Annotated in this window: 28 protein-coding genes; all 28 read left to right on the forward strand. The window is 41.3% G+C overall.

Annotated features, from left to right (window positions below):
• Window positions 1-9 precede the first annotated feature (9 nt).
• On the forward strand, window positions 10-1410 hold the full coding sequence (gene hslU, locus NST59_RS07910; RefSeq protein WP_039178511.1) for an HslU--HslV peptidase ATPase subunit: 1401 nt from the start codon (window positions 10-12) through the stop codon (window positions 1408-1410).
• Between the two features lie 34 nt (window positions 1411-1444).
• On the forward strand, window positions 1445-2224 hold the full coding sequence (gene codY, locus NST59_RS07915) for a GTP-sensing pleiotropic transcriptional regulator CodY (RefSeq protein ID WP_007499612.1): 780 nt from the start codon (window positions 1445-1447) through the stop codon (window positions 2222-2224).
• 288 nt (window positions 2225-2512) lie between these two features.
• Window positions 2513-2902, forward strand: coding sequence for a flagellar basal body rod protein FlgB (gene flgB, locus NST59_RS07920; RefSeq protein WP_039178512.1), 390 nt, complete (start codon window positions 2513-2515; stop codon window positions 2900-2902).
• Window positions 2902-3354: a flagellar basal body rod protein FlgC gene (gene flgC / locus NST59_RS07925; protein WP_327842534.1), complete on the forward strand. Its 453-nt coding sequence runs from the start codon at window positions 2902-2904 to the stop codon at window positions 3352-3354. Before flgB ends, flgC begins: the two co-directional genes overlap by 1 nt.
• 11 nt (window positions 3355-3365) lie before the next feature.
• Entirely contained in the window at window positions 3366-3683 is a 318-nt protein-coding gene (fliE, locus tag NST59_RS07930; RefSeq protein ID WP_039178515.1) for a flagellar hook-basal body complex protein FliE, read from the forward strand.
• Between the two features lie 49 nt (window positions 3684-3732).
• Window positions 3733-5325 (forward strand): flagellar basal-body MS-ring/collar protein FliF, encoded by a 1593-nt coding sequence (gene fliF, locus NST59_RS07935; protein ID WP_039178517.1) that lies wholly within the window; start codon window positions 3733-3735, stop codon window positions 5323-5325.
• An 11-nt stretch (window positions 5326-5336) separates the two neighbouring features.
• Window positions 5337-6353 carry a flagellar motor switch protein FliG gene (fliG, locus tag NST59_RS07940; protein WP_039178520.1) on the forward strand — a complete coding sequence of 339 codons (1017 nt, stop codon included), beginning with the start codon at window positions 5337-5339 and terminating at the stop codon, window positions 6351-6353.
• Window positions 6346-7110 (forward strand): flagellar assembly protein FliH, encoded by a 765-nt coding sequence (gene fliH / locus NST59_RS07945; protein WP_144490552.1) that lies wholly within the window; start codon window positions 6346-6348, stop codon window positions 7108-7110. The genes fliG and fliH overlap by 8 nt, the downstream gene beginning before the upstream one ends.
• Entirely contained in the window at window positions 7107-8423 is a 1317-nt protein-coding gene (gene fliI / locus NST59_RS07950) for a flagellar protein export ATPase FliI (RefSeq protein ID WP_024424174.1), read from the forward strand. Before fliH ends, fliI begins: the two co-directional genes overlap by 4 nt.
• A gap of 8 nt (window positions 8424-8431) precedes the next feature.
• The gene (gene fliJ, locus NST59_RS07955; RefSeq protein ID WP_024424173.1) at window positions 8432-8875 is read left to right on the forward strand and encodes a flagellar export protein FliJ; all 444 of its coding nucleotides are present in this window, start codon (window positions 8432-8434) and stop codon (window positions 8873-8875) included.
• A gap of 12 nt (window positions 8876-8887) precedes the next feature.
• Window positions 8888-9589 (forward strand): MotE family protein, encoded by a 702-nt coding sequence (locus NST59_RS07960; RefSeq protein ID WP_126681804.1) that lies wholly within the window; start codon window positions 8888-8890, stop codon window positions 9587-9589.
• Complete coding sequence (gene fliK, locus NST59_RS07965) at window positions 9590-10915, forward strand: flagellar hook-length control protein FliK (RefSeq protein ID WP_126681805.1); 1326 nt, start codon at window positions 9590-9592, stop codon at window positions 10913-10915.
• On the forward strand, window positions 10915-11361 hold the full coding sequence (flgD, locus tag NST59_RS07970) for a flagellar hook assembly protein FlgD (RefSeq protein ID WP_039178531.1): 447 nt from the start codon (window positions 10915-10917) through the stop codon (window positions 11359-11361). Before fliK ends, flgD begins: the two co-directional genes overlap by 1 nt.
• A gap of 17 nt (window positions 11362-11378) precedes the next feature.
• Window positions 11379-12173 carry a flagellar basal body rod protein FlgG gene (gene flgG, locus NST59_RS07975; protein ID WP_039178534.1) on the forward strand — a complete coding sequence of 265 codons (795 nt, stop codon included), beginning with the start codon at window positions 11379-11381 and terminating at the stop codon, window positions 12171-12173.
• 37 nt (window positions 12174-12210) lie between these two features.
• Window positions 12211-12426, forward strand: a complete 216-nt coding sequence (locus NST59_RS07980; RefSeq protein ID WP_008344794.1) for a flagellar FlbD family protein — start codon at window positions 12211-12213, stop codon at window positions 12424-12426.
• Entirely contained in the window at window positions 12423-12851 is a 429-nt protein-coding gene (fliL, locus tag NST59_RS07985) for a flagellar basal body-associated protein FliL (RefSeq protein ID WP_024424168.1), read from the forward strand. Before NST59_RS07980 ends, fliL begins: the two co-directional genes overlap by 4 nt.
• Window positions 12852-12883: 32 nt before the next feature.
• Entirely contained in the window at window positions 12884-13882 is a 999-nt protein-coding gene (gene fliM / locus NST59_RS07990; protein ID WP_024424167.1) for a flagellar motor switch protein FliM, read from the forward strand.
• Window positions 13872-14990, forward strand: coding sequence for a flagellar motor switch phosphatase FliY (gene fliY, locus NST59_RS07995; protein WP_144494940.1), 1119 nt, complete (start codon window positions 13872-13874; stop codon window positions 14988-14990). Before fliM ends, fliY begins: the two co-directional genes overlap by 11 nt.
• Before the next feature lie 27 nt (window positions 14991-15017).
• A complete protein-coding gene (locus tag NST59_RS08000) occupies window positions 15018-15380 on the forward strand; it encodes a response regulator (protein WP_007499584.1) in 363 nt (120 codons plus the stop codon).
• A gap of 18 nt (window positions 15381-15398) precedes the next feature.
• Window positions 15399-16058, forward strand: coding sequence for a flagella biosynthesis regulatory protein FliZ (gene fliZ, locus NST59_RS08005; RefSeq protein ID WP_039178546.1), 660 nt, complete (start codon window positions 15399-15401; stop codon window positions 16056-16058).
• Complete coding sequence (fliP, locus tag NST59_RS08010; protein WP_008354479.1) at window positions 16051-16716, forward strand: flagellar type III secretion system pore protein FliP; 666 nt, start codon at window positions 16051-16053, stop codon at window positions 16714-16716. Before fliZ ends, fliP begins: the two co-directional genes overlap by 8 nt.
• A gap of 16 nt (window positions 16717-16732) precedes the next feature.
• A complete protein-coding gene (fliQ, locus tag NST59_RS08015) occupies window positions 16733-17002 on the forward strand; it encodes a flagellar biosynthesis protein FliQ (protein ID WP_003211206.1) in 270 nt (89 codons plus the stop codon).
• Between the two features lie 6 nt (window positions 17003-17008).
• Entirely contained in the window at window positions 17009-17788 is a 780-nt protein-coding gene (gene fliR, locus NST59_RS08020) for a flagellar biosynthetic protein FliR (RefSeq protein WP_024426982.1), read from the forward strand.
• Complete coding sequence (gene flhB / locus NST59_RS08025) at window positions 17785-18873, forward strand: flagellar biosynthesis protein FlhB (protein WP_039178554.1); 1089 nt, start codon at window positions 17785-17787, stop codon at window positions 18871-18873. The genes fliR and flhB overlap by 4 nt, the downstream gene beginning before the upstream one ends.
• 29 nt (window positions 18874-18902) lie before the next feature.
• Window positions 18903-20936, forward strand: a complete 2034-nt coding sequence (gene flhA, locus NST59_RS08030) for a flagellar biosynthesis protein FlhA (protein WP_039178556.1) — start codon at window positions 18903-18905, stop codon at window positions 20934-20936.
• On the forward strand, window positions 20936-22060 hold the full coding sequence (flhF, locus tag NST59_RS08035; RefSeq protein WP_247544190.1) for a flagellar biosynthesis protein FlhF: 1125 nt from the start codon (window positions 20936-20938) through the stop codon (window positions 22058-22060). The genes flhA and flhF overlap by 1 nt, the downstream gene beginning before the upstream one ends.
• Window positions 22054-22959 carry a MinD/ParA family protein gene (locus tag NST59_RS08040; protein ID WP_059375106.1) on the forward strand — a complete coding sequence of 302 codons (906 nt, stop codon included), beginning with the start codon at window positions 22054-22056 and terminating at the stop codon, window positions 22957-22959. Before flhF ends, NST59_RS08040 begins: the two co-directional genes overlap by 7 nt.
• Entirely contained in the window at window positions 22956-24029 is a 1074-nt protein-coding gene (locus NST59_RS08045; RefSeq protein WP_341040552.1) for a protein-glutamate methylesterase/protein-glutamine glutaminase, read from the forward strand. The genes NST59_RS08040 and NST59_RS08045 overlap by 4 nt, the downstream gene beginning before the upstream one ends.
• Window position 24030: the final 1 nt, after the last annotated feature.

Raw genomic sequence — 24030 nt, forward strand, 5'->3', positions numbered from 1 at the left:
ATGAGACGTATGGAGAAAAAGCCGTTCACCCCAAGAGAGATAGTTGAAAAGCTTGATCAATATATCATTGGTCAGCTTGATGCGAAAAAAGCAGTGGCGGTGGCTTTAAGAAACCGTTACAGAAGAAGTCTTTTACATGATAAGCTAAAGGATGAAGTCGTTCCTAAAAATATTTTAATGATCGGCCCTACAGGTGTGGGGAAAACAGAAATTGCCCGAAGAATTGCTCGAATTTCTGGTGCGCCTTTTATTAAAGTGGAAGCGACGAAATTTACTGAAGTGGGTTATGTTGGCCGTGACGTAGAGTCAATGGTGAGAGATTTAGTTGAAACAGCGATTAGACTCGTCAAAGAAGAAAAAATGAAAGATGTTCAAGATGAAGCAGAAAAACAAGCAAATAAACGTCTTGTTCATTTACTTGTTCCTGGTAAGAAAAAAAGCCAGTCTGTAAAAAATCCTTTTGAGATGCTGTTTGGCGGTTCAGATGAAGATGACCGTGATCGAGATCATTCAAATGAAGAAGTGGAACTCGAATCGACAAGAAAGCGAATTGCTCATCAGCTGGCGATGGGAGAACTTGAAGATCATTACGTCACGATCGAAGTAGAAGAACAGCAGCCTTCCATGTTTGATATGCTTCAAGGCTCGGGTATGGAGCAAATGGGTATGAACATGCAGGATGCGCTCGGCAATCTCATGCCTAAAAAGAAAAAACGCAGAAAGCTGACTGTCAGAGAAGCAAGAAAGGCGTTAACGGCTGAGGAAGCTTCAAAACTGATTGATATGGATGAAGTCAGTCAGGAAGCGGTCTACAAAGCAGAGCAGCAAGGAATTATTTTTATCGATGAAATCGACAAAATCGCCAAAAGCGGCGGTGCATCATCTGCAGATGTTTCTCGTGAAGGTGTTCAGCGTGATATTTTACCGATTGTAGAAGGTTCAACTGTGATGACGAAATATGGTGCCGTTAAAACTGATCATGTGCTTTTTGTTGCAGCAGGTGCATTTCATATGGCAAAGCCATCAGATTTGATTCCCGAGCTTCAGGGGCGCTTCCCAATTCGTGTAGAATTAGATAAATTAAGTATAGAAGACTTTGTGAAAATCTTAACGGAACCAGATAATGCATTATTAAAGCAATATAAAGCTTTACTTGAAACAGAAGGTATATCTCTTGAATTTTCTGACGATGCTATTCATAAGATTGCCGAAGTGGCTTATCATGTCAATCAGGAGACAGATAACATCGGTGCAAGAAGGCTTCATACCATACTTGAGAAGCTGCTTGAAGAGCTTTCATTTGAGGCGCCTGATATTACGATGGAGACAGTGACCATTACCCCTCAGTATGTCGAAGAGAAGCTAGGAAAGATTGCAAATAACAAAGATTTAAGTCAATTTATACTTTAACAAATGAATAAAGTAATCTAGGAGGATCATTATTATGGCGTTACTACAAAAAACAAGGATTATTAACTCAATGCTGCAAGATGCAGCGGGGAAACCAGTTAATTTCAAAGAGATGGCGGAAACACTGAGAGATGTCATTGATTCAAACATTTTCGTATTAAGCAGAAGGGGAAAGCTTCTTGGTTACTCCATTAATCAACAGATCGAAAATGCACGTATGAAAAAAATGCTTGAAGATCGTCAGTTCCCTGAAGAATATACAAAGAGTCTATTCAATGTCCCAGAAACGTCTTCAAACCTTGATATTAACAGTGAATATACAGCTTTCCCGATTGAGAACCGTGACTTATTCCAATCAGGTTTAACAACAATTGTTCCAATTATCGGCGGAGGAGATCGTTTAGGTACGTTAATCCTGTCCCGCTTACAAGATACATTCACAGATGATGATTTAATTCTTGCTGAATACGGGGCAACAGTTGTTGGAATGGAGATTCTTCGCGAGAAAGCAGAGGAAATCGAAGAAGAAGCAAGAAGTAAAGCGGTTGTCCAAATGGCGATTAGCTCTCTATCATACAGTGAGCTTGAAGCGATTGAGCACATTTTTGAAGAGCTTGATGGAAACGAAGGTCTTCTTGTCGCAAGTAAAATTGCAGACCGTGTAGGGATCACTCGTTCAGTGATCGTAAACGCATTACGTAAGTTAGAAAGTGCAGGCGTAATCGAATCTCGTTCTCTTGGAATGAAGGGAACGTACATCAAAGTGTTAAACAACAAATTTTTAATTGAACTCGAAAATTTAAAATCTCATTAATCAAAAACCCTTTTTAGCCGAAATAAATGCTGAAAAGGGTTTTTTTATGTGAAAAAATGAGGATTTGTCCGAAAAATGTCACTCTTTTTTCCAAGAAACCCCTTACAAATCTGTAGTGCTTTGAATCTAGGCCTTTATACCTATTCGTAAAATAGATATATATTACGAGTTTTTTTTACATATACATCATAGACTTTAATCCTATTATTTCTTACAATGAACATATGGTTTTACAAATCTCGACATGATTAAATGGAATGAAATACATATGATTGGAGGTATATGGTTTTGGATATATTTTCTGGAACGATAAGCAACCTTGAGAATGCCTTGGGTAGAGCGAATGTTAAGCAAAAAGTCATAAGCAATAATATCGCGAATATAGACACACCGAACTACAAGTCGAAAAACGTCGCATTCCATGACATGCTAAATGACGCATCGAACAAATTAGATGCTAAAAAAACATACCAAGGTCACATTGATTTTTCAAAAACAGGGTCTAATTATTCAGTTGTTTCTAGCAACCGTACTTCATATCAAGAAAACGGAAATAATGTCGATATTGATCAAGAGATGAGTGAACTCGCTAAAAACCAAATTCAGTATAATGCTTTGGTGGAAAGAATGAGCGGGAAATTTAATTCTCTTAAAACAGTTTTGACAGGAGGTAAGTGATGTCGATTTTTTCAGGAGTGAACGCTTCGGCCTCAGCATTAACGGCACAGAGGCTCAGAATGGACGTTGTATCCTCAAACCTTGCAAATATGGATACAACAAGAGCTAAACAGGTTGATGGCAACTGGGAGCCTTATAGACGTAAACTTGTCACATTACAGCCGTCAGGTGAATCATTTTCATCTATATTGAACTCAAGTATGAATTCGAGCGGCAAATTAGGAAACGGCGTCAAAGTAACAAAGATTACAGAAGACGAAACTCCATTCAACCTTCAATATGATCCTACAAATCCCGATGCCAATGAAAATGGATATGTTCAAACACCAAATGTCGATCCATTAAAAGAAATGGTCGACCTCATCAGCAGCTCAAGATCATATGAAGCGAACGTGACTGCTCTAAATGCGAACAAAAACATGCTGATGAAAGCTTTAGAAATAGGAAAGTAAGGTGAAAAGAATTGGTTAATGCAATATCTCCTTTCCAGCTTCAAACCGCTCAGCAAGCAAGTGAATTGACGAATGCATCGTCCTTGCAGGCGGCTGCACCTAAAAGTCAAACGAATTTCTCTGATGTGCTGAAGAATTCCATTGAGGCATTAAATCAATCACAGCTGAAATCAGACCAGTATACAAATGCGCTTGCACAAGGAAAAGATGTCAATCTCGATGAAGTCATGATTGCTTCACAAAAAGCGAGTGTCACACTCACAGCTGCGACAGAGTTTCGAAATAAAGCAGTCGAAGCGTACCAAGAGATTATGAGAATGCAGATGTAGGAGGTGCTGGTGGACAAAAAAAGACTGAATGGAATGACCGGGGGTTAAGATGAATCGTACTTTAATGCAATTAAGAACAAAAACAGTTGAGTTTTGGCGAAATCGATCAAAATTACAAAAAATACTCATGATTGGCGGCGTTGCTGCCCTAGCAATCATTATTACGGTTGTTAGCATCTTTGCTTCTTCTGAAAAAATGGTTCCGCTCTTTAGAGACTTGTCTGAGGCAGAAGCTGGACAAATCAAACAGGAACTAGATGGCAAAAACGTTAAATCGGAACTTGCAAACAATGGAACAACGATTCTCGTTCCAGAAAAGCAAGCAGACTCTTTAAAAGTAACACTCGCATCTGAAGGGCTTCCTAAGACAGGCAACATTGATTATTCCTTCTTTGCAAACAATTCAGGCTTCGGTTTAACAGATAATGAATTTGATGTTCTGAAAGTAGACGCAACTCAGACAGAACTATCCAATCTGATCAACACAATTGATGGGATTAAAGATTCAAAAGTGATGATTAACCTGCCAAAAGATTCCGTTTTTGTTGGAGAAGAGCAAAGTAATGCATCAGCATCCATTGTGCTGCAAGTTGAGCCTGGCTACACGCTTACGCCGCAGCAAGTAAAAGGCCTTTATCATCTTATTTCAAAAAGTGTGCCGAATTTAAAAACAGAAAACATTGTCATTATGGACCAAGATTCCAACTACTACGACTTAAACACCAGTTCCGATTCTTATGCAAGTGGAATGGATGCACAGCAGCAGAAAAAAGAGGAAATCGAAAAGAATCTTCAAAGAAAAATTCAGCAGCTGCTCGGAACAATGATGGGTCAAGATAAAGTGGCTGTATCGGTCACAACAGACATTGATTTTACTGAAGAAAAAAGAAAAGAAGACCTTGTAGAACCTGTTGATAAAGAAAACATGCAGGGGATTGCTGTCAGCGCTGAAAAGATTGCTGAAACATATTCAGGCAATGGAGCAGCAGCTGGAGGCACCGCTGGAACAGGTGACGATGATGTCACAAATTATCAAGGTGCCGATGGAGCGAATGGAAGCGGAGATTACGAGAAGAGTGAAGATCGTATCAATTATGAAGTCAACCGCATTCATAAAGATATCAAAGAAAGCCCTTATAAAATTAGAGATGTTGGCATTCAAGCGTTGGTCGAACCACCAACTGCAAACGATGCAAACTCTTTAACAGCTGAAAGACAAGATGATATCAAAAAGATTCTTTCAACGATCATTAGCACATCGATTGATAAAGAATACACAAATGGTCAAGCGCTCACTCAAGCAGACTTAGATAACAAAATCGTTTTATCAGTATCAAAATTAGACGGTAAACAGCAAACTGCGGCAGATAACCCTTCAAATAATATTCCAATCTGGGTTTATATTGTAGGCGGTGTGCTCCTACTTGCAATTATCGCTCTTATCATTCTTCTTGTACGTAAGCGTAGAAGAGATGAGGAAGAAGAGTTTGAGTTTGATGAACGTACACCAATCGATGTTCCTGATATCGACACTGAACCAGAAACAGAAGAAATGGTGAGAAAAAATCAGCTTGAAAAAATGGCAAAAGAAAAACCAGAAGACTTTGCTAAATTGCTACGCAGCTGGCTGTCCGAGGATTAGGAGGAATACACATGTCGAGAAAAGATCCAAATCGACTAACAGGCAGACAAAAAGCAGCAATCCTAATGATTTCCTTAGGGCTAGACGTGTCAGCATCTGTATACAAACATCTGTCTGAAGACGAAATAGAAAAATTAACATTAGAAATTTCCAATGTACGAAGTGTAGATACTGCTAAAAAAGATGAAATCATCGAAGAGTTTCACAGCATTGCCATCGCGCAGGACTACATATCGCAGGGCGGTCTTATGTACGCAAGACAAGTGCTTGAAAAAGCGCTTGGTGAGGACAAAGCGGACAGCATCTTAAACCGGTTAACATCCTCTCTTCAAGTAAAACCATTTGATTTTGCTCGAAAGGCTGAACCAGAACAAATTTTAAACTTTATCCAGCATGAGCATCCACAAACGATTGCGCTCATCCTTTCCTACCTGGATCCAGTGCAGGCTGGGCAAATTTTATCTGAATTAGGCGAGGAAGTACAAACTGAGGTTGCAAGACGTATTGCCTTAATGGACCGCACATCTCCAGAGATCATCAATGAGGTGGAACGCATTCTTGAACAAAAGCTGTCTTCAACCTTTACGCAGGACTACACGCAAACAGGCGGAGTCGAAGCGGTTGTGGAAGTGCTAAATGGTGTAGACCGTGCTACGGAGAAGACCATTTTAGACACACTTGAAATTCAAGATCCTGAACTTGCTGATGAAATTAAGAAACGTATGTTTGTCTTTGAAGATATTGTCACTCTTGACAGCAGAGCGATTCAGCGTGTCATCAGAGATGTTGAAAATGATGACTTATTGCTCGCACTCAAAGTGGCAAGCGAAGAGGTCAAAGAAATTGTCTTCCGCAACATGTCACAGCGGATGGTCGAAACATTCAAGGAAGAAATGGAGTTTATGGGGCCTGTCCGGCTTAGAGATGTCGAGGAAGCACAAACCCGTATTGTCAGCATCGTAAGACGACTTGAGGAAGCTGGAGAAATCGTCATAGCTCGAGGCGGAGGAGACGATATCATTGTCTAGGATTATCAAACATGAAACATCTGTTATTCCTGAACAAGGACGGCAAACGATTCCTTTACAGCAAGTGGAGTTTAAAAGAGAACATCACGAAGAAGAGCTTGTCAATGAAACCGAGGCATCACAGCTTGTACTTAGTGATGCAGAAGATCAGGCGAGCCGCATATTAGAACAAGCAAACAGTGAGCTGGAAAAAACAATGGCTGAAATCAATCAGCGCAGAACTGATTTTGAAGAAGAAAGAATACAGCTCATTGAAGAAGCGAAACAAGCAGGTTATCAAGACGGCTTTCAAAAGGGCGAAGCAGATGCGAATTTGCAGTACCAAGCTATTCTTGATCAAGCAAATGACATCGCCGGTCTTGCAAGGCAGGACTACGAAGAAAAAATTGAAAGCTCTGCTGAGCAAATTGTGGAACTTGCTTTTGAACTCGCCAAACGCGTTTGGAATGCAGCAGAGGAGACGAAAGATCAATTTTTGGCTCTTGTGAAGCAGGTCATTTCAGAAGTGAAAGAATATGACGATATTTCCATCTATGTTGACCCTGAACATTACGAGCATGTGATGGAATATAAAGACGAATTGATTAGAATCCTTCAAAAGGATACACATCTTGCCATTTACTCGGATGAAAAAGCGCCAAGAGGAACTTGTTACGTAGAAACAAGTTTTGGAAAAGTGGAAGCGAGTGTTGATACCCAATTGAATCAGTTGAAAGAAAAATTATTAGAAGTCATTGATTCAGGTGATCACAAATGAAAATGGATGTGTTAAAAGAAACGATTGAAACCGCTGATCCTTATAAACGATTTGGAAAAGTCAACCGAGTGGTTGGGCTGATGATTGAATCTAAGGGGCCGGAGAGTTCGATCGGTGACGTGTGTCTCATTCATAAAAAAGGGAGCAAGCACCATCCGATCAAAGCAGAGGTCGTAGGGTTTAGAGATGAAAACATTCTGCTCATGCCTTATGTAGAAGCATCCAATATTTCACCAGGAAGTCTTGTGGAAGCGACGGGTGAGTCGCTGAAGGTCAAAGTAGGGACTGGATTAATTGGTGAAGTCGTTGATGCCTTCGGTGATCCGCTTGATGGCAGTATGCTTCCGAAAGGACTTGCACCTGTTTCGACAGATCAATCACCCCCAAATCCGATGGACAGACCGCCTATTCGAGAAAAGATGGGTGTCGGCGTTAGAGTCATTGATAGTCTGCTCACAGTTGGCACTGGTCAAAGGATCGGGATTTTTGCCGGAAGTGGTGTTGGAAAAAGTACCTTAATGGGGATGATTGCAAAGCAGACAGAAGCAGACCTCAATGTGATTGCCCTTGTTGGAGAGCGTGGCCGTGAAGTTCGTGAGTTTATTGAAAAGGATTTAGGTGCTGAAGGACTGAAGCGATCAATTGTTGTCGTCGCAACTTCTGACCAGCCTGCACTGACGAGACTGAAAGCTGCCTATACTGCAACAGCCATTGCGGAATATTTCAGAGATAGAGGCAAAAATGTCATGTTCATGATGGATTCTGTTACGAGGGTTGCCATGGCGCAAAGGGAAATAGGTCTTGCAACTGGCGAACCGCCAACAACAAAAGGATATACACCATCAGTGTTCGCTATACTGCCAAAATTGCTCGAACGAACTGGAACAAATCAGCTTGGTTCGATCACAGCGTTTTACACAGTTCTTGTTGATGGGGACGATATGAATGAACCGATCGCTGATACAGTGAGGGGGATCCTGGATGGCCACATTGTCCTTGATCGTGCTTTAGCCAACAAAGGACAATTTCCCGCTGTTAATATTTTGAAAAGTATCAGCCGTGTCATGAGCAATATCGCAAGTCATGATCACAAGGAAGCGGCTAACCGGTTCCGCCAGCTTTTATCCACTTATCAAAACGCTGAAGACCTCATTAATATAGGAGCATATAAAAAAGGCTCCTCCAAAGATATTGATGAGGCCATGCAGGCTTACCCTCATCTGATTTCATTTTTAAAGCAGGATGTAGAAGAGGCTGTATCTATTGAAGACAGTGTGAGTTTATTGCTCAGTTTGATGAATAGAGAGGATTGACAAAAACAGTGAGATATCAATACAAATTTCAAAAGCTCTTAGAACTGAAAGAAAGTGAAAAAGACAAGTCACTTGCAGCGTACCAACAATCCGTTTCGGCATTTGAGCAAGTCGCTGAAAAACTCTATGAAAATATGAGTAAAAAAGAGCTAATGGAAAAAAGCAAAGAAGAAAAGCTGAGAAGTGGAATGAGTGTTCAAGAAATGCGTCATTACCAGCAATTTGTGACCAACTTAGATAACACCATTCAGCATTATCAGCAGCTTGTGATCATGAAACGTCATCAAATGAATGAAAAACAATCTGATTTAACTGAAAAAAACATTGAGTTTAAAAAGTTTGAAAAAATGAAAGAAAAGCAATTTGAAAAGTTTTCCCTTGAACATAAGGCAATTGAAATGAAAGAAATGGATGATATCTCTATCAGCCAATTCATGTTTCAAGGACATTAGGAGTCGAGATGAATGCCTAAGAAGGAAAAAACAAAGGAATCAGGCGGCGGGAAATTTCAATGGATCTTGTTTATTGTCATCATCCCATTGATTGTGCTTGTGATTGTCACTGGCACGATCCTTTATATGGCAGGTTTTGATCTAAAAAAACCGCTCCAAAACATTCCGGTGATCAGCAGCTTAGTTGGTTCAGATGACACCTCAAAAACGTCATCTTCACCTAATGATCAAAGCGATGCAGAGTTGAAAGAACTGAAAAAGACTATTAAAGAGCAAAAAAATGAGCTCGAAATTGCACAAAAAGATTTGAAAACAAGTGATGAAGAGATTAAAAGACTGAATCAAAAAATCAACTCACTTGAAAAAACATCTGAAAATGATGCAAAGAATACGTCAGCCAATGACAGTTCATCGAATAACAGCTCATCAAATAATACGTCAGGTAATAACTCGGCAGCGGAGTCCTCTGATGCAGCGGCATCCTCTAATCAGCAGACAAAAGGAAAGATCGCCAGCATTTATGAAAGCATGGACCCAGGGAAATCCGCCAAAATTTTATCAGAACTAAGTGATAAAGAGGCATTAAAAATCCTTGAAGAGCTGAGCAAAAATAAACTGACAGACATATTAGCAAAACTGACACCTCAGAAGGCAGCAACGTTTACAAAAGAGCTTGCCAAAAAAGAAGAACGTGAAAATGGGGGTGGACAATAAGTGAAGCTATTGGATATTGCAGCCTTACAGCAATCTTCTCAAGGTCTCTCGGGACTAAAGGGAGGCGGCGCGGCAACTGCCAGCGGTTTGTTTAAACAATTACTTAGCGGAGCAGGCGCCCAAAGCGGTCCTGTTGATGCTGAGACAGCCGCTTCTACCTCACTTTCTATCAATGATGCGATGCAGATCATTGAAAAATGGATGCAATCACCTGAAGAAGGAATGAGCGCAGATCTACTAAGTGCGCTTCAAACACTACAAGGTCAAACACTTGAAGCAACTGATCTCAAGTCACTTGAAGAATTATTTCAAAAAATGGAATCTTCCATTTACGGTGATCAAGCTGAAAAGCCAGGTTCTGAACATAGTGAACAGCTCATACAAGTCCACTTTTTCATCTATCAATTGCTTAATCAACAGCCGCTCAGCTTTGATGCGAAACTTGTGCAGGATATTGAAGGAAAAGGTCAAGACTTCATCGACTTTCTTTCGAAAAACGGGGTAGATGAGAAACTCGTTCAGCAAGTAAAAGAGCAGTTCTTTTCGCAGGGTTCAGCACCAAAGCTGAATTCGATGACTCAAAGTGAGCTAAAGCACTTTAATCAGTTAATCGATCATATGATGGCGAGTGCGAAAGGATCTGACAAAGAGTGGAAAATTTCACTAGGAGAGTTGAAGGAACTGGTCTCTCCAAAACAAGAATCTACTCTCGCTTCTCCGGCAAAAGGGAATGCATCTCTTGAGTGGCTCATCAAAAAAGAAGTCGTTAAAGGACAAAGCACTGCTGCGCCAGCTTCTGAAAAAATAATGACCCACTCGCTTCTGCCAGGTCATAAGCAGTTTTTCCACCTGCAGTCAGCGGCTCCTGTTCAGCAGACACAAACGACGGATGAAAAGCCAGGAACAGTTGATCAGCAAATTCTAAACACGTGGAAGCAAATGAAATTCACGCCGTTTGGCAATTCAAGCGGACGGTTTACCGTTCGATTAAATCCTGAAAATCTTGGATTTATTACCATTCAGCTAACGAAACAAAACGGTATGTATGCGAGTAAAATTACTGCCTCGACGCAAGCAGCAAAAGAGCTGTTAGAGCATCACCTTCCGCAGCTCAAGCAGGCGCTTCCGAATATGTCGGTTCAAGTGGACCGTTTCCATATACCGCTTCAATCAAATGAGCAGCCGTTATTTGGACAGTTTAGTGAAGAAAACAAGCAGCAGCAGCCAAAAGGACAGAATTTCCAGCAGACTGATGAACAGGAAGCAGAATTCCAAGATGTCCTAGATGCTCTTGTTGGGTCAGATGAAGAAGAGGAGGAGATCTAATGGCAACAGTTGATGCTACGAATAGAACAGCCGCACAAACAGACACTTCTTCAAAAGCAGAAAAGAAAACAGATACGCTCGGCAAAGATCAATTCTTGAAAATTTTGCTCACACAGCTTCAAAACCAAGATCCGACAAACCCACTTGATGACCGTGAGTTTGTCACGCAGCTTGCCACTTTTTCATCTTTAGAACAGCAAACCAATATGAACGATTCGATCACCAAGCTGAATCAGCTCATGTCTACATTTGTTGCACACCAAGATCCGTTTACGACGTATGTAGGCTGGATTGGTAAAGAAGTATCGGGCAAGCTGGATGATAAAGAGATATCGGGCACTGTGAAGTCTGTTAAAAACATAGACAATGAATACTTGCTTATTTTGGAAGATGGAACGAAAATCAGCCCTTGGGACGTTACAGCAGTTGGAGAAAAAACGAAGTAATTCGAGGAGGAAAATAAATGTTACGCTCACTTTACTCAGGAATTAGCGGAATGAAAAACTTCCAAACAAAATTAGATGTGGTAGCCAATAACGTAGCCAACGTCAATACACACGGATACAAAAAAAGCCGTATCACGTTTAAAGATATGGTCAGTCAAACCATTTCAAGCTCAGGTGGACCGACGAACAATTCTGGTTCGATCAACTCAAAACAAGTTGGTTTAGGATCATCTTTATCTTCTATTGATAAAATCATGAAACCAGGCTCTTCTCAAAATACAGACGAACCATATGATTTCTATATTAATGGAGATGGATTTTTCCGTATTCAAAAGCAAGGTGAAATCCTATTTACAAGAACAGGGAACTTCAAACCTGATTCAAATGGGGATTTGGCAACACCTGATGGAAACTATCTACTTGGCATGGATGGACAAAGAATCAACATTCCAAGCGACAATGTGTCAAGTGTCAGTGTTGGGCCAGATGGGACCGTTTCTGTTGTTGAGAACAACGTTTCTCGTACTGTTGGGCAAATATCACTTGTGTCATTCAGTAATGCAGGAGGATTAGATAAGATTGGGGATAACCTATATCGCCAAACGCTCAGTTCCGGTGCACCAAGTAATGCCATCGCTCCTGGAACTCAAGGAACAGGTGAACTTCAAACAGGGAAACTTGAAATGTCAAACGTTGATTTAACAGACGAGTTTACCGAAATGATTATCGCGCAGCGCGGATTCCAATCGAATGCAAAGACGATCACAACTTCTGATGAAATTCTGCAAGAGCTTGTGAATCTGAAACGATAGGAGGTAGGGGGAGCGGATGATCGCTTCTCTGCTCAATATGATTGAAGTGACAAGATTAAATGGCAAAGGATTTATGCTGAACGCTCTCCATATCGAGCAAATCGAAAGTTTTCCAGACACGACCATTACTTTGGCCAATGGAAAGAAATTCGTTGTGAAAGAAGATGAAGAGCAGCTTCAAGAGAAAATCATTTCTTTCTACAGAAAAATCCAAGTCATTTCATTGAATCAAGGAATAGAGGAATTTGAATGAAGAAGAAATTAGTCGTAGTAATGCTAATCATGATTATTGCCATCGTCGGAATTGGAGCAGGCATCTTTTTTCTGCTGAATGGGTCAGACGAAGCAAAAGCTGAAAAAGAGCCAACAGCAGATGAAGTCGTAAAAGCTTCTGTTGAAATTCCTGAGATTATCACCAATTTAAAATCTGAAGGAAATGCTGTCAAACTTGTCCTGAATATTGAAACGGACTCTGAAAAGGCAAAATCAGAGCTTGAGAAAAGAAGTTTCCAAGTAAAAGATGCTGTAATCGACATTTTATCAGACACGAATGCAGATGAACTTGATGGCAAAAAAGGCAGAGAACATTTTAAAACACAAGTCAAAAACAAAGTGAATAACTATTTGCAAGATGGCAAGGTGAAAGAAGTATATATAACCTCCTTTAATCTGCAATAGAGGCGATTAATTAACGCGACGGAGGTGAAGAAATGTCAGGAGAAGTGCTTTCCCAGAATGAGATCGACGCATTATTATCCGCCATCTCAACAGGCGAAATGGATGCAGAAGAGCTGAAAAAAGAAGAAACGACGAAAAAAGTGAAAGTGTATGACTTTAAACGTGCACTGCGCTTTTCAAAAGACCAGATTCGAAGTTTAACAAGGATTCATGATAACTTCGCTAGACTGCTCACCACGCATTTTTCAGCGCAGCTAAGATCATATATTCAAATTACTGTCAGCTCGGTTGACCAAGTACCATACGAAGAATTTATTCGTTCGATTCCTAATATGACATTATTAAACTTATTTTATGTCAGCCCGCTTGAAGGAAGAATCATGCTTGAAGTGAACCCAACAATCGGCTATGCGATGATGGACAGGCTGATGGGCGGGATTGGCATTAGTCATAATAAGACAGAATCACTTACAGAAATTGAAACAAAGATTATCTCAAACATGTTTGAGGGAGCTTTGGAAAATTACAGAGAAGCGTGGCAGTCCATAACCGACATCGAGCCTGAAATGGCAGATTTCGAGGTAAATCCCCAGTTTGTTCAAATGGTGTCACCAAACGAAACAGTTGTCGTCATTTCTCTTAATACACAGATTGGCGAGGTAAGCGGGGTTATTAACCTATGTATTCCTCACGTTGTATTAGAGCCTATTATTCCGAAGCTGTCTGTACACTACTGGATGCAGTCTGAACGAAATGAACCAAAACAGCAAGAGACAAAGGCCATTGAAAAACGGATTATGAAGGCAAAAATACCGGTAGTCGCAGAGCTGGGACAATCGGAAATGACGGTGGAAGAGTTTTTGAATTTGGAAATTGGTGATTGTATTGCCTTGGACAAACCAGTAAATGCGCCTCTTACTGTTATGGTCGGAAATAAACCGAAATTCTTGGGACAGGCCGGCCGCGTGAATCGGAAACAGGCGATTCAAATTCTAGATCACGACATAAGAGGTGAAGAAGATGGAGAATAACGGAAGTAAATTATCACAAGACGAAATCGATGCGCTCCTTAAAGGAGGCAGCAATGATGATATAGAGCCTGATACAATCCTTTCTGCAATGGAGCAAGATGCCATTGGAGAAATCGGTAATATTTCATTTGGCAGCTCTGCAACAGCACTTTCAACCCTATTAAATCAAAAAGTGGAGATTACAACTCCAACGGTTACAGTGATTCAAAAAAGTAAGCTGAATGAGGAATTTCCTCATCCGTATGTCGCTATTGAAGTGAATTATACAGAAGGCTTCAGCGCAAGTAACCTGCTTGTTATCCAGCAAACAGATGCAGCAGTCATTGCGGACTTAATGATGGGCGGAGACGGGACAAATGCTGACCCTTCTTTAAGCGAAATTCATTTAAGTGCAGTGCAAGAAGCGATGAACCAAATGATGGGTTCTGCTGCGACGTCTATGTCGACAGTCTTTAATAAAAAGATTGATATTTCTCCGCCGCGCGTCGAATTACTTGATGTGAAAGAAGGAGAAGGGACAGACCGTATTCCAGCTGAAGAAATGCTTGTCAAAGTATCCTTCAGATTAACAATAGGTGAACTGATCGATTCAAATATTATGCAGCTTTATCCTATTACATTTGCGAAGGATTTAATCGCAGAATTAACAGTCCCTGCGAATGAAGAAGAGCCTGTTCAAGAAGCTCAAGTGAGCACACCTGAACCTCAGCTGGCAGCACCGCAAACGCAGTCTGCCCCAGCGCAGCAAGCAGCACCGCCGAAAAGACAGGCGAAGCCGGCAGCACCTGTAAATGTGGCGCCAGTCGAATTTGAAGCGTTCAGTGAGCCTCAGCATACAACAAGCCAGCTTGGAAATCTTGATATGCTGATGGACATTCCGCTTTCCATTACGGTGGAACTTGGAAGAACTCAGCGCAGTGTGAAAGAAGTTCTTGAGCTTTCAGCTGGAAGTATCATTGAACTGGACAAACTTGCTGGTGAGCCAGTAGACATTCTAGTTAACAAACGAATCGTCGCCAAAGGGGAAGTCGTTGTCATTGATGAGAACTTTGGTGTTCGTGTGACTGACATTTTAAGCCAGTCAGAAAGACTTTCTAATTTAAAATAAACAAACATACAGGGAGAGAATAAGTAAATGGCTACTAAGGTATTAATCGTAGATGATGCAGCATTCATGAGAATGATGATCAAGGATATTCTTGTAAAAAACGGATTTGATGTAGTAGGAGAAGCAGAAAACGGCGCACAAGCAGTTGAAAAATACAAAGAAACATCTCCTGATCTTGTCACAATGGATATCACAATGCCAGAAATGGACGGAATCACTGCACTAAAAGAAATTAAACAAATCGATGCTTCTGCAAAAATCATCATGTGTTCTGCAATGGGACAGCAGTCAATGGTTATTGACGCGATCCAAGCAGGCGCAAAAGACTTTATCGTGAAGCCATTCCAGGCAGACCGTGTACTTGAAGCAATTAATAAAACGTTAGGCTAAAAAAGGGTGTAAGATTTGTTGAAAAAACGTTTGATATGTATAGCAATGATCAGTTTTATGCTTTTCTTGACGATGCAGCCTGCCTCACTGTTTGCTGAAACGAAAGATCCTGAGAATGGCACAGTGAATGACTGGCTCAAAGATGAGAAAGAAAGCAAAAAGGATACAGAGAAGAAAACCACTGACAATCAAACGAATCCGGCAGAAGAAGTTCCCTCTTCTTCTGTCTCCATTATGGATTTTGTCAAAATGATTGGTGCCTTACTATTTGTCATCCTGCTTATTTATGGATTGGTGAGATTTGTTGGTAAGCAAAACCGCTTACTCAAACCATTTCGCTATGTTGAAAATATTGGCGGAACGACAGTCGGACAAAACCGTTCAGTCCAGCTGATCAAGGTGGGCAAACGAGTATTAGTTGTCGGCGTAGCAGATTCAATCCAGCTGCTAAAAGAAATTGATGATGAACAAGAATGTGAAGCAATCGTAAAACAATATGAAGAAGCGATGGAGAGTAAGACCGATTTACCAAAAATGGTTCAAAAATTCACCTCGCAGGTAAAGAAACATGATCAGCCGACCACTTCTTCTTTTTCAGCCAATTTAAAGGCGCAGCTAGCCGAATTGAAAAAGACCCAATCAGAAGTCAGAAAGAAAGGCCCGAAACAAAATGAATGAGTTTATCGATTTATTTAATTCCAGCGGTGCAGGAAATATTAGCACATCTGTCCGTCTTCTATTACTTTTAACTGTATTTTCGGTTGCACCGGGCATTCTCATTTTAATGACGTGTTTTACACGGATTGTGATTGTTCTTTCATTTGTCAGAACATCACTTGCAACCAACTCAATGCCGCCAAACCAAGTGCTTGTTGGACTTGCTTTGTTTCTCACATTTTTTATCATGGCACCCACGTTCTCACAGATTAATAAAGAGGCGCTCACGCCGCTTTTAAATGATGACATCACGTTAAATCAGGCGTATGAAAAAGCCGAAGTGCCGATTAAAGAGTTTATGAGTAAACATACAAGACAGAAAGATTTGGCTTTATTTCTTAGCTACGCAAAAATGGATACACCTGAATCGATTAAAGATATTCCATTAACGGCGATGGTTCCCGCTTTTGCCATCTCAGAATTAAAGACGGCATTTCAAATTGGTTTTATGATCTTTATTCCATTTTTAATTATTGACATGGTGGTCGCAAGTGTTCTGATGTCAATGGGGATGATGATGCTTCCGCCGGTTATGATATCACTCCCTTTCAAAATATTGTTATTTGTTTTAGTCGATGGATGGTATTTGATAGTTAAATCTTTGCTGCAAAGCTTTTAGAGTAGGTGCTTAAAACATGAGTTCAGAATTTGTCATTACGATGGCTGAAAGATCAGTGTATGTAGTATTGCTTGTGAGTGGGCCGCTTCTAGCGCTCGCACTCATTGTGGGACTGATTGTCAGTGTGTTTCAGGCGACAACCCAAATTCAAGAACAGACGCTTGCGTTTATTCCTAAGATTGTTGCAGTACTCATTGGACTCGTTGTGTTTGGTCCATGGATGCTTTCAACAATTGTGTCTTTTACGACAGAACTGTTCTCGAATTTAGATCGATTTGCAGGTTAAGCAGAGATGTCAATCATAGAATTATTCCCTGCTTTTCTTTTAGTTTTTATTCGGATCACCGCTTTTTTTGTGACAGTACCGCTTTTAGCGCATAGAACGATCCCAGCTGTACACAGAGTTGGATTCTCACTGTTTTTAGCTGTCATTAGTTTTAGCACCATAAAAGAACCGCCAGCACTTGACATCGACGGTCTTTATATGATGCTTGCGGTGAAAGAAGCAATGGTCGGTCTGCTGCTTGGGCTGATTGCATACATCATGGTGTCCGCTGTTCAAATTGCCGGCTCATTCATTGATTTTCAAATGGGTTTTGCGATTGCCAATATTATCGATCCGCAAACAGGGGCGCAGACGCCGCTGATGGGACAGTTTTTTTATACGGTCACACTGCTGTTGATGCTGGCAACAAACGCACATCACCTGCTGCTTGATGGAATCTATTACAGCTTTCAATACATTGCAGTTGATCAATACGCGCTGAATTTCGGCAGTGAATCCTTTGCTTACTTTATCGCAAAGAGCTTCAACCAAATGTTTATCATTGCCTTTCAAATCTCGGCACCTGTAGTGGCAAGTCTGTTTTTAGTCGATTTGGCACTGGGGATTGTGGCACGTACAGTTCCGCAAATGAACGTTTTTGTGGTCGGACTTCCTATTAAAATGGGTGTGAGTTTTATTATGATCATCATCTGTATGGGCGTCATCTTCGGTGTTGTCCAAAATACATTTGAAACGATTGTACTCACCATGAGGAATTTCTTAGCATTGGTCGGTGGTTCGTCATGATGACAAGGCTTAGACTAGACTTGCAATTTTTCGCAGGTGAAAAAACAGAAAAAGCAACGCCGAAAAAAAGACGGGATTCACGTAAAAAAGGACAGGTTGCCAAAAGTACCGACGTCAATACAGCCATCTCATTTCTATTAATCTTTTTATCATTCTTTTTTATTGGGCCTTTTATGAAAGAGCGGATTATCGCGCTCATTGAACGTTTTTATTCAACAACCATGCTAATGAAGGTTAGCACATCTAATATTCATCAATTATTCTTGGAATTGCTTCAGGAAACAGGGATCCTCCTTATGCCAATCCTTGGTGTTGGTATGCTGGCAGGCGTTCTCAGTAACTATTTACAAGTCGGCTTTCTCTTTTCGACAGAAGTGATTCAACCGAAATTAGAAAAGCTTGACCCAATCAAAGGATTTAAACGAATATACAGTATTCGAGCCCTCGTAGAGCTATTAAAATCCATTTTGAAAATTGGCTTTGTTGGCTTTGCGACATTTATTGCTCTTTGGATGCACTTTGATGAAATTCTGCGGCTTCCTTTATTAACAGCAGAGGAAACCCTTCATTTCGTCGCAAATATGACCTTGATTATGGGGCTGTATGCTGCTGGTGCTCTTCTGATCTTGGCAGGGCTTGATTATATGTATCAGAAATTTGATTATGAAAAAAACTTGCGGATGTCCAAACAAGACATCAAAGATGAGTATAAAAAATCAGAGGGTGACCCGCTCATCAAATCAAAGATTAAACAGCGTCAGCGGGAAATGGCCATGAGACGGATGATGCAGGAAGTCCCAAAAGCGGACGTCATCATTACAAACCCAACCCACTATGCCATTGCTTTAAAGTATGACGAAGAAAAAATGGACGCGCCCTATGTTGTAGCAAAGGGAACGGATATTTTGGCTTTGAAAATTAGAACGATTGCGAAAGAACATGATGTCATGACTGTAGAGAACAGGCCGCTTGCCCGCGCGCTCTATGATCAGGTCGACATCGACCAAGCGGTGCCAGAAGAATACTTTAAGGCCATCGCAGAAATTTTAGCTTACGTCTATAAAACGAAACAAAAGATTTTATGAATTTTTGGTTTTAAAAGGAGAGAACAGGCATGTCAGCAAGAGATTTATCTGTTTTATTCAGTGTTATTTTAATTGTGGCGATGCTGGTCATACCGTTTCCGCCCGTTTTATTAAGTATTTTAATCATTATTAATATTTCTCTTGCGCTTATCGTGCTTCTCACCACAATGAACATGCAAGAACCACTGCAATTTTCAATTTTTCCATCATTGCTTTTGCTCTTAACGCTGTTTCGTTTAGGGCTTAACATCTCTACAACACGTTCTATTCTTTCAACAGGAGATGCTGGGAAAGTTGTCGAAACGTTCGGTTCATTTGTTGTTGGAGGAAATATCCTCGTTGGTCTTGTTGTTTTCCTTATCCTGATCATCATTCAGTTTATTGTTATCACAAAAGGGGCAGAGCGTGTATCAGAGGTTGCGGCAAGATTTACACTCGATGCGATGCCTGGTAAACAAATGAGTATTGACGCAGATTTAAATGCAGGAATGCTGACAGAAAGTGAAGCAAGAAATCGCCGTGAAAAAGTAGCGAGAGAAGCAGACTTTTATGGAGCGATGGATGGTGCCAGTAAGTTCGTTAAAGGGGACGCCATCGCAGGTATTATCATCGTCATCATCAATATTATATTTGGAATCATTATCGGGATGCTTCAGCAAGGCATGTCGATTCAAGAATCAGCTTCACACTTTACCCTATTAACGGTAGGAGACGGAATCGTTTCGCAAATTCCGGCACTCCTCATTTCAACGGCGACAGGGATTGTTGTGACTAGAGCAGCTTCTAATGGAAACCTTGGGTCAGACATTACAGGTCAGCTCTTCGCATTCCCAGCCATGCTTTATGTGACAGCGGGCACGATCTTCCTTCTTGGGCTGTTTACGCCAATCGGCATACTTTTGACAGGGCCGATCGCAGGTTTACTTGCACTTGGCGCATACATGATGTCGAAAAACAAACAAGACCAAGAAGAAATTGAAGAGGTACTGGAGGAACAGGCAGAGGTAGAAGAGATGAAAAGTCCAGAAAGCGTTATTCATCTCCTGCAAATGGATGCCATTGAATTTGAATTTGGCTACGGCCTCATCCCGCTCGCTGATGCAAACCAGGGCGGTGACCTGTTAGACCGAATTGTGATGATCCGAAGGCAGCTTGCCCTCGAACTGGGTCTTGTCATTCCAGTCGTCCGGATCCGGGACAATATTGCACTGAACCCAAATGAATACCGATTGAAAATTAAAGGGAACGAAGTAGCAAAAGGGGAGCTGCTGCTTGATCACTACTTAGCGATGTCCCCAACGCCTGATGATGATCCAATTGAAGGGATTGAAACAATCGAACCATCCTTTGGACTGCCGGCTAAATGGATATCCGAAGCAGAAAAAGATCAGGCTGAGATGCTAGGCTATACGGTTGTGGACCCAGCATCTGTCGTGTCTACTCACATCACAGAGAAGATTAGACAAAACACACACGAACTGCTCGGACGCCAAGAAACGAAGCAATTAATCGATCATCTGAAAGAAAGTTATCCTGTCTTAGTGGATGAGGTAACGCCAAATCCGCTGGCAGTCGGTGATATTCAAAAAGTACTGGCGAAGCTGCTGAAAGAAAAGGTCTCTATCCGAAACCTTGTCACCATTTTTGAGACGCTTGCAGACTACGGAAAATTAACGACTGATACAGATTTATTAACAGAGTATGTCAGACAGGCCCTGGCAAGACAGATTACCGCACAGTATGCAAGAGAAGATGAATCACTCAAAGTCGTGACATGCTCAGGCCGAGTAGAAAAGGTGATTGCAGACAGCGTTCAGCAAACAGAGCATGGCAACTACTTATCGTTAGATCCAGAATCCTCTGAAAGTGTGATTCAATCAGTGGCGAGAGAAATTGAACAGCTTTCGCTTCGTCAGGAAACGCCGGTTCTATTATGCTCTCCTCCTATAAGAATGTACGTGAAGCAGTTGTTAGAAAGATATTTCCCAGATTTACCGGTACTATCTTATAACGAACTAGAAGCGAATGTGGAAGTACAGAGCATCGGAGTGGTGGATATCTAATGAAAATGAAAAAAATCACAGCAAATTCTATGCAGGAGGCAACGATTCAAATCAGGCAGCAGCTTGGGAAAGATGCCGTTATTTTAAATTCCAAAACCGTTGTCAAACGCAAACTGTTTGGTTTAAAGAAACAGCAAATGGTCGAAGTGATTGCAGTGCTGGATCAAGATTTCGAAGAAAGAGCTGGTAAAGGGTTAAACCCTGTGCCGCCTCTTCCAGTGTTACCAAAAAAGGAACAAGTTCAAAAGCAGCCCGAAGAGCCATCCTTTGCTCCCAAAGCGGCGAAACCAGCGCATACTCATACTCATACTCAGCCTTTAGAATATGTGAGGAATGAACGGCATGCTGGTATTCTGCCTGAACCTCTCGTAGCAATCGATCAAAAGCTAAAGGATCAAGGTCTTGATGATGCTATTCGAGACGAATGCCTGAAAGGTCTTTTAACAAAGGGCGCGGTTAAAGAAGATCACATAGAAAAAGAACTTGAACAACTGCTGACAGATATGCTACCAGCTAAAACCTCTGATGAGCCGATGATTTCTTCAAAATACATTGTACTGTTCGGTTCAACTGGAGCTGGTAAAACGACAACGATTGCAAAGCTGGCTGCTAAAACGGCCATTCAGCAGCAAAAAAAGATCGCTTTTATTACAACTGATACGTACCGGATTGCAGCGATCGAACAGCTGAAAACATATGCTGAACTGCTGAATGCACCGCTTGAGGTTTGTTATTCGAGAGAGGATTTTGTAAAAGCTCAAGAGACCTTTAAAGAGTATGATCATATTTTCATCGATACAGCAGGCCGTAACTTTAAAGAAGAAGCGTATATCAAAGAGCTGACCGACATTATTCCATTTGATGAGAGCATTCAAAGTTTTCTCGTGATGAGTGCTACATCAAAATATCAAGACATGAAAGCCATGGTCAAGCGCTTTGAACACGTTCCAATCGATCAATTCATTTTTACAAAAGTAGATGAAACGGACACGATGGGAACCATTTTTCAAATCATTGCTGACTCTCAAATCAAACTTGGTTTTTTAACAAATGGCCAAAATGTGCCTGAGGATATTCTTGAAGGTTCTCCTCGTGAACTTACAAGGATGGTTTTACAATCATGAAGCCCGACCAAGCAGAAGGGTTAAGAAAACTAGTTCAGCAGAGTCAAATGATCACACCGGCTCCTCATAACGTCAACGGACAGGCAAAAACCATTGCCGTTATGAGCGGCAAAGGCGGGGTAGGTAAATCGAATTTGACACTGAATATGGCACTGTCTATCGCAAGCACAGGCAAAAGAGTGTTAGTGATCGATCTTGATTTTGGGATGGGGAATATTGATATTTTACTAGGGAAAACATCGACTAGCTCTATATTAGATGTTCTCGTTAGAAAAAAATCCTTCCAAGCAGCTATGACAAAAGGAACGGACAACCTATATTACATTTCTGGCGGAAGCGGACTTGAACAGCTGTTTTCTTTAGATAAAGATCAATGGTCGTTCTTTTTGGAAGAGATGGAAAAAATGATGCAGGGCTTCGATTGTATTTTCTTTGATATGGGTGCCGGGCTGTCAAAAGATCAGCTGCCATTTGTCTTATCAGCAGGAGAAGTAGTCGTTGTGACTACGCCAGAGCCAACATCCATCATGGATGCCTACAGCGCAATTAAACACTTAGCCATTCATCAGTTTGAACGGTCTGTGCAAATCATTGTCAACCGGTGTAAAACCCCGTCAGAAGGGTCTGAAACCTACCGGAAATTAGCAGGAGTGGTCACAAGTTTTCTTCACAGAAAACTTGTATTCGCTGGCGCTGTGCCTGATGATCCTGCGGTTCCTAAAGCAGTATCAGAACAAATTCCATTTTATATGAAGCAGCCTCATTCAAGGCTGAGTAAAACCATTAAGATGCTGGCAGAAACACTATATCATCAGCAGATAAGAGAGGCACGGAGAGAACAGCATACGTTTATAGATAAGTTGTCCTCTTTTTTTAAAAGGAGGAAGGTGGACTCATGATTAGAGTGCTAGTAGTAGATGACTCGGCCTTTATGAGAAAACTCATTAGTGATTTTCTAAGTGCTGAGCAAGAAATTGAAGTCGTCGGAACGGCGCGAAATGGGGAAGATGCCTTAAAACGGATCAAGGAACTGAATCCAGATGTTGTCACATTAGATGTGGAAATGCCTGTTTTAAATGGAACAGAAGCATTAAAACAAATTCTGGCTGAACACGACCTTGCCGTAATTATGGTGTCAAGCCAGACAAAGCAAGGAAAAGATTTAACCATCCATTGCTTAGAACTCGGTGCTTTCGACTTTGTGACAAAACCTTCGGGAAGTATTTCGCTCGATTTGCACAAAGTGAGAGGGCAAATTGTAGAGCGGGTACTTGCGGCAGGACTGTCAAGGAAACGCACTGAAGAGAAGGTGTCTCCTAAGCCGGTGATAAAGCCGCCAAGTCCAGTGGCTGCACCCCGTCTGCAAACAGTAAAAGGCGCCTCACTCCGAAAGATTATTTCTATTGGAACATCTACAGGAGGGCCAAGGGCACTTCAACGAGTCGTAACGAAGCTGCCTAAGGACATAGAGGCACCTATATTGATTGTGCAGCATATGCCGGCAGGATTTACGGCATCACTTGCTGCTAGGTTAGACCATTTATCACAAATTACGATTAAAGAAGCGCAAGATGGAGACATCGCGAAAAATGGAGTGGCTTACATAGCTCCTGGTGGAATGAATATGTCACTTCATGACCAAGGGGGATCACTTGTTATCAGGCTGTCCCCTGAAGACACGGAAAGCCGGCACAAACCATCTGTTAACTATTTATTTGAATCCATCAGCAATATAAAGGGTTACGAGAAAATCGCTGTCATTATGACAGGCATGGGCAGTGACGGTACGGAAGGTGTCAAAAAAATGGTCGCAAGCGGTCATACGAAAGTCATTGCAGAAAAAGAAGAATCATGTGTTGTTTTCGGAATGCCTAAATCAGTCATTAAAGCATGCCTTGCACATGAAACAAGGCATGTGGATGACATCGCACATGCAATTATAAGCTCCATGAAAAAAGAGAGGGCGTGAA

Source organism: Bacillus sp. FSL R5-0439, from assembly GCF_038008805.1.
In the GTDB taxonomy this organism is placed as follows: Bacteria; Bacillota; Bacilli; order Bacillales; family Bacillaceae; genus Bacillus; species Bacillus safensis.